At 35.6% G+C, this 5,827-nt stretch carries 4 protein-coding genes; all 4 read right to left on the reverse strand.

Annotation, left to right across the window (positions count from 1 at the left end):
- Positions 1 to 15: 15 nt before the first annotated feature.
- The 4 genes from ACP6PK_RS18500 to ACP6PK_RS18515 all read right to left on the reverse strand — a co-directional run bounded on the left by ACP6PK_RS18500 (position 16) and on the right by ACP6PK_RS18515 (position 4,106).
- Positions 16 to 450, reverse strand: a complete 435-nt coding sequence (locus ACP6PK_RS18500; protein WP_426561555.1) for a DoxX family protein — start codon at positions 448 to 450, stop codon at positions 16 to 18.
- A gap of 204 nt (positions 451 to 654) precedes the next feature.
- Positions 655 to 2,118, reverse strand: a complete 1,464-nt coding sequence (locus ACP6PK_RS18505) for a dihydrolipoyl dehydrogenase family protein (RefSeq protein ID WP_426561557.1) — start codon at positions 2,116 to 2,118, stop codon at positions 655 to 657.
- 625 nt (positions 2,119 to 2,743) lie between these two features.
- A complete protein-coding gene (gene cobD / locus ACP6PK_RS18510) occupies positions 2,744 to 3,805 on the reverse strand; it encodes a threonine-phosphate decarboxylase CobD (RefSeq protein WP_426561559.1) in 1,062 nt (353 codons plus the stop codon).
- A gap of 13 nt (positions 3,806 to 3,818) precedes the next feature.
- The gene (locus ACP6PK_RS18515) at positions 3,819 to 4,106 is read right to left on the reverse strand and encodes an HU family DNA-binding protein (protein ID WP_293106334.1); all 288 of its coding nucleotides are present in this window, start codon (positions 4,104 to 4,106) and stop codon (positions 3,819 to 3,821) included.
- Positions 4,107 to 5,827: the final 1,721 nt, after the last annotated feature.

Below are 5,827 nucleotides of genomic sequence, written 5' to 3' on the forward strand. Positions count from 1 at the left end.
TTCTGCCTTCTGCCTTTATTTTCTATTACTAATAACTCGATCTATGGAAATAGTATTCAGACTACAACCTGCTAAAAGGATGAAGAAAACTAAGCAATAAATAAGTTGAGATGATGCTGTATCCCATTCTTGAAGTAGACAAACTCCAAACATTAACGGCATCATTAATACAAAACCTGCAATAATTGCATTCTGTGTTTGCAGCCCAATTATCATTAGGAATCCAGAAATTAATTCTACAGGAGTAACTACAGCAGCAAATGGTACAATGAGAAAGCTGGGTGTTATATCTTGAAATCTCTCTACCATTGCCTGGATAAATCCTCCCATATTTCCAATTCGGACTAAACCATGTACAAAGAAGTTGATTCCGAATACTATTCTTAATAATGTATAAGCTAAAGTTACATCTTGGCGTTTAAGAAAAATTGGAGTTTCAAGATTATTCATTCTATTATTCCTATATTCCTATGAAATTTGTATCTACAAATATTGAGATTTTACTATTAGGTATAGCTTTAAATTTAGCAGAATACTTATGATTAGGAATGGGCAATTAATAATTTGAGAATTTAGAATTAAAAATATGGTTAATTTGTTAATTTATTAATTTAATAATTCTGAATTCTGAATTCTGCATTCTAAATTCTAAATTTATAACGAACGTCGCCAATGAAATAAATTTTCTACCCAATCTTTTACTATTTGATTTTTATCACCTTTTTGTTTTAACCATGCTATTGCTGTTTGACCATTAATTTCTGATATAGTCGGCCAAATATGAGGTAATTCAGCGATCGCTTCTATTTTTATTCCTTGACTAATAGCTAATGCCATAATATGAATTATCTCACTTGCTTGATTTCCTACTATTGAAACGCCTAAAATTTTCCCATTGCGATGACCGACAATTTTACAAAATCCTGTTGTTTTACTTAACATTTGTGCCCGATCGAGATTTTTAAAGTTTTGCCGAAAAACTAATACATTCTCTCCATAACGTTGTCTAGCTTGTTGTTCAGTTAAACCAACTCTTGCTAATTGTGGTTCTGAAAATATTGCCCAAGGAATACCACTATAATTAACCGAAAAAATAGGCAAGTATAAAATATTTTTTATGGCTATTCGAGCTTCATAATTACCAATATTAGGAAATGAATATCCACCTATTAAATCTCCACAACCATAAATTTGGGAATTAGTTGTTTGCAGCTTTTTATTTAATAACAATTTATGATTATTAAACTTTACTCCTACTGCTTCTAAGTTTAAAGTTTGTAGATTTGGTTTATTACCTGCTGCCAAGAGAATTTCATCTATTTCTATAGCTTCGTTTCCTACTAAAATCCATTTTTTATTGTCTATTTTTCTGACTTGAGATACTTCTGTTTGAGTTAATATTCTAATACCTTCCGCTTCTAACTGAGCTTGAACTAAAAATGCTGCTTCTGAATCTTCTTTACCTAAAATATGAGAACTTTTGACTACTATAATTACTTTAGTTCCCAACCTAGAAAAACTTTGTGCTATTTCTATTCCACTAGGGTCGCCACCAATAACAGCTAAACTATCAGGAAGTTTTGAGAGTTCTTGAATTTTTTGGGGAGTAATAAATTCAGTGGTTGTTAATCCTGGAATTGCTGGTATTATAGGCTGAGATGGATTAGCTAATAAATATTTGCGTGAACGTAAATGTCTTCCTTTTACTGCAAAAGCTAGGTGAGGGCGATCAACAAATTTTCCCTCACCAAAAATTACGTCTATTCCTAAAGTTGCTAAAACTGCAGGTTCATATTTTGCTAATTGATTATTAACTACATAATTAGCATACTTTTGTGCTTCTTCAAACTTAACCGAAATTTCTCCTGAATCATCACTTCCTTGATAAATACCAAACTGTTGTTTGTGGTGTATCTGTTCGACAAAATTCGCTATTTGACTGATAATTTTGTTTTGATGAAATCCTTGAGTATTGTCAAAAATAGCGGAGTTAGTTGTATTTCTTTTTGTGTGAGGAGGTTGTATGAGAGCAACACGACCTTGAAGTTTTGTTGCGGTAATAGCAGCATAAATACTTGTTATTGTTCCACCTATAATTACTACATCATAGTCAAGCATAGTTCATAAAAATATTGTCATAATTAATAATGGATAATGAATAATGAATAATTGATAATTGATAATGAATAATTACCTCTGGTTAAAACTGTACTTAATTAAATCAAGTACGGAAATCTTATTAATTGATAATGGATAGTGGATAATGAAAATTATCTCTAAGTTAAGGCTTGCTGATTAAATATAAAAACCTTTATCTGTAGATGTTTTAGCTTTTTTTCAGTCGAAAAAATTGCAAGCTTTTAGGTCGCTCAGGTTCAAAAAATTAGCATTTTAGGCAGATAAAGGCAGAAAAATCAAGGGAATATTCTTCCTCCTACCTCCTCTATAATTCCCCTAACTCCTGACTCCTGACTCCTCCCCTTACTACAAGACTTTTTCGGTTTGGAGACCGAACCCCTACTATGTAGATAAGGACAGAAAAATCACTCTTACCGAATAATTAAGGTTTAAAGCCTCTCATGATTAAGGAGAAACAATGAATTTACTTTCCTTTTATTCAATCCAATCCGTTTTAGGGAGAGGTAATTATCAATTATTGAAAATTCTTCCTCCTACCTCTCCTATAATTCCCGTTTATTCTGTAAGGGCGAATGGCCAGCAAGCCCCTACGACTCCTGACTCCTCAATTCAAAATTTCTGCTAAAGCATCAATTAACTTTTGATTCTCTTGTTGGGTACGGACAGCGACTCGAAAATAGCGATCGCCCAATTCTGGAAAACTCAAACAATCTCTAATCAAAATTTTATGTTGTTTGAGTAATTTTATCTGTAGCTGGTCAACGGATGTTTGAGAGTGGACTAATAAAAAGTTGGCTGCACCTGGATATGGTTGTAAACCCGGTAACTCCCTTAAACCTTGGAATAGTTGAGGACGAGCATCTGCTAACCAATCCCAAGTTTCCTGTTGAAATGCTTGGTCTTGAAGAACTCCTTGAGCCGCAGCTATGGCCAAGGTATTTACAGGCCAAGGGTCTCGCCATTTTTGCCATTTTTGGAGGCGTTCAGGATGAGAAATTACATAACCTAATCTTAATCCCGGTAAACTATAGAATTTAGTCAGAGAGCGTAAAATAACCAAATTCTCAAATTTTGTCACCAGTGGTACTAAGCTTTGAAGTTGGGGTGGTGGTAAGAAGTCCATAAATGCTTCATCTACCACTACCAAACCAAACTGTTCCAAATAAGGGACTATTGTTTCTAGCTCCATCAACATTCCCGTGGGATTGTGAGGATTATTGAGCAGCAGTCCTTTGTTTGTATCAGCTTCTATTTCCAACTGCTCTAATTTCCATTCCCCTATTGTTAGAGGAAATTCAACTACATTAGCTGTAAAAGTTTGCAGAGCGCGTCGATAGTCACCAAAAGCAGGCGCTACTAAATAAATTTTTTCCAGCTTTGACAATTCTAGAGCTGCCCAAGTTAATAATTCGGCTGCACCATTGCCAGGCAAAATCCACTCTGGAGTAAGAGGAGGATGACTCAGACTAAGAGCTTTCTTTAACTCCTGATAATTAGGGTCTGGGTAAGCTCTAAGTTGGCTGATATTAGTTTGAATAGCATGGATGGCCGAATCAGGCGGCCCCAGAGGATTAATACTGGCTGAGAAATCCAGAATAGCAGATATTGGACAACCTGCCACTGTGGCTGCCCAAGCTAAATTTCCTCCGTGTACTGGTTTGGTCAAAGCTGGATTATATTTATTTACCGTTCCTTTCGGCGACTAACTCTTTGAAAGATTTACCCGCAGAAAAGGCTGGTACTGTAGTTTCAGGTATTTCCATTTTGTCACCTGTTTTGGGATTACGTCCTTCTCGGGCTTTGCGTTCTCTTGATTCAAATGAACCAAAACCAACTAGGGTAACTTTATCCCCTTCGGCCACCGCATCCATGATAGCTTCTAGGGCTGCACTTAGTACAGCATCGGCTTGTTTTTTAGTGACTTCAGCTTTTTTGGCAATTGCGTCTACTAATTCACCTTTGTTCATTGAAATACTCCTTTTTTATTTGGACGAAACATTATAGTAGGGTTTAGTTAGTAACCAGTAAATCTTAAGTTCAAGTCAGCAAAGTTTTGGGGTCTTGTTAGTAGGTTTTTCAGTTACTGGGCTTTTTGCTGTTAACTGTACCTTTTTATAATTCTTACCAAAACCTCAAACCTTTTGACTGATAATGTTTTCCCAGATTCTCTGGCATATCATAAGTGGCTGTCTTAGGCAAAACTTGATATTTTTTTTGCTGAAAACCCCATATAATCTAGCTTTCACTGGTTTATTCTAATCTCTGATTGGGTAATATGGAGCGGTAAAACCTTTAATTTATGTAGATTTCAAGACTTCTTTAACTTTTATTCATTTTTTTGGCCCAAAAACACTCTTCTAGGTTCATTAAGGGACTCTTTTTCTATATTAGAAATATCTCTCCATAGATATTGAGCCATAACTAGATCGATCTAGTTTTTCTGGCATTTCCTATATCATTGTGTGAAGCACTCGAAGGTGAGGATTTTTGATTCTGATTTTTTCCCTAGTCTATAATTAAACAGGAAATTTAGTTGGTTCGTTGCACCTGGTTTTCACCGGATGGTAACTCTAACTAGATCGATCTAGTTTTTCTGAGGGGTAAAATATCATTGTCTGAAGCATTCGAAGGTGAGGATTTTGGAGTCTGATTTTTACCTCATCTATAATTAAACATGAAAATTAGTTGGTTCGTTGCGCCTGGTTTCCACCAGATAGTAGCTCTAACTAGATCGATCTAGTTTTTCTGGCATTTCCTATATCATTGTGTGAAGCACTCGAAGGTGAGGATTTTGGAGTCTGAGTTTTGCCTCATCTATAATCAAAAAAGGAAATTAGTTGATTCGTTGCGCCTGGTTTTCACCGGATGGTAGCTCTAACTAGATCGTTTGAGTTTTGATGGTGGGGTGAAATATCATTCTGTGAAGCACTCGCAAGTCAGGATTTTTGAGTCGTATTTTTGGCTAGTCTATAATCAAAAAAGGAAATTAGTTGATTCGTTGAGTCTGGTTTCCGTCAGATAGTAGCTCTAACTAGATCGTTTGAGTTTTTTTGAGAAATATCATCTTGTGAAGCACTCGCAAGTCAATATTTTTGAGTCGGATGTTTTGGCTAATCTATAATCAAAAAAGGAAATTAGTTGATTCATTGAGCCTAGTTTTCACCGGATGGTAGCTCTAACTAGATCGATCTAGTTTTTCTGGCATTTCCCATATCATTGTGTGAAGCACTCGAAGATGAGGATTTTGGAGTCTGATTTTTTGCCTAATCTATCATTAAACATGAAAATTAGTTGGTTCGTTGAGTCTAGTTTTCACCGGATGGTAGCTCTAACTAGATCGATCTAGTTTTTCTGGCATTTCCTATATCATTGTGTGAAGCACTCCAAAATCCTCACCTTGGAGTCTGATTTTTTGCTCATCTATCATTAAACAGGAAATTTAGTTGGTTCGTTGCGCCTGGTTTTCACCGGATGGTAGCTCTAACTAGATCGATCTAGTTTTTCTGAGGGGGAAATATCATTCTGTGAAGCACTCGCAAGTCAGGATTTTTGAGTCTGACTATTTGCTAATCTATAATCAAAAAAGGAAATTAGTTGATTCGTTGAGTTTGGTTTTCCCCAGATAGTAACTCAAACTAGATCGATCTAGTTTTTCTGAGGGGGAAATATCATTCTGTGAAGCACTCGC

The organism is Dapis hubbardiae BLCC-M172, assembly GCF_050016015.1.
Classification (GTDB): domain Bacteria; phylum Cyanobacteriota; class Cyanobacteriia; order Cyanobacteriales; family Microcoleaceae; genus Trichodesmium.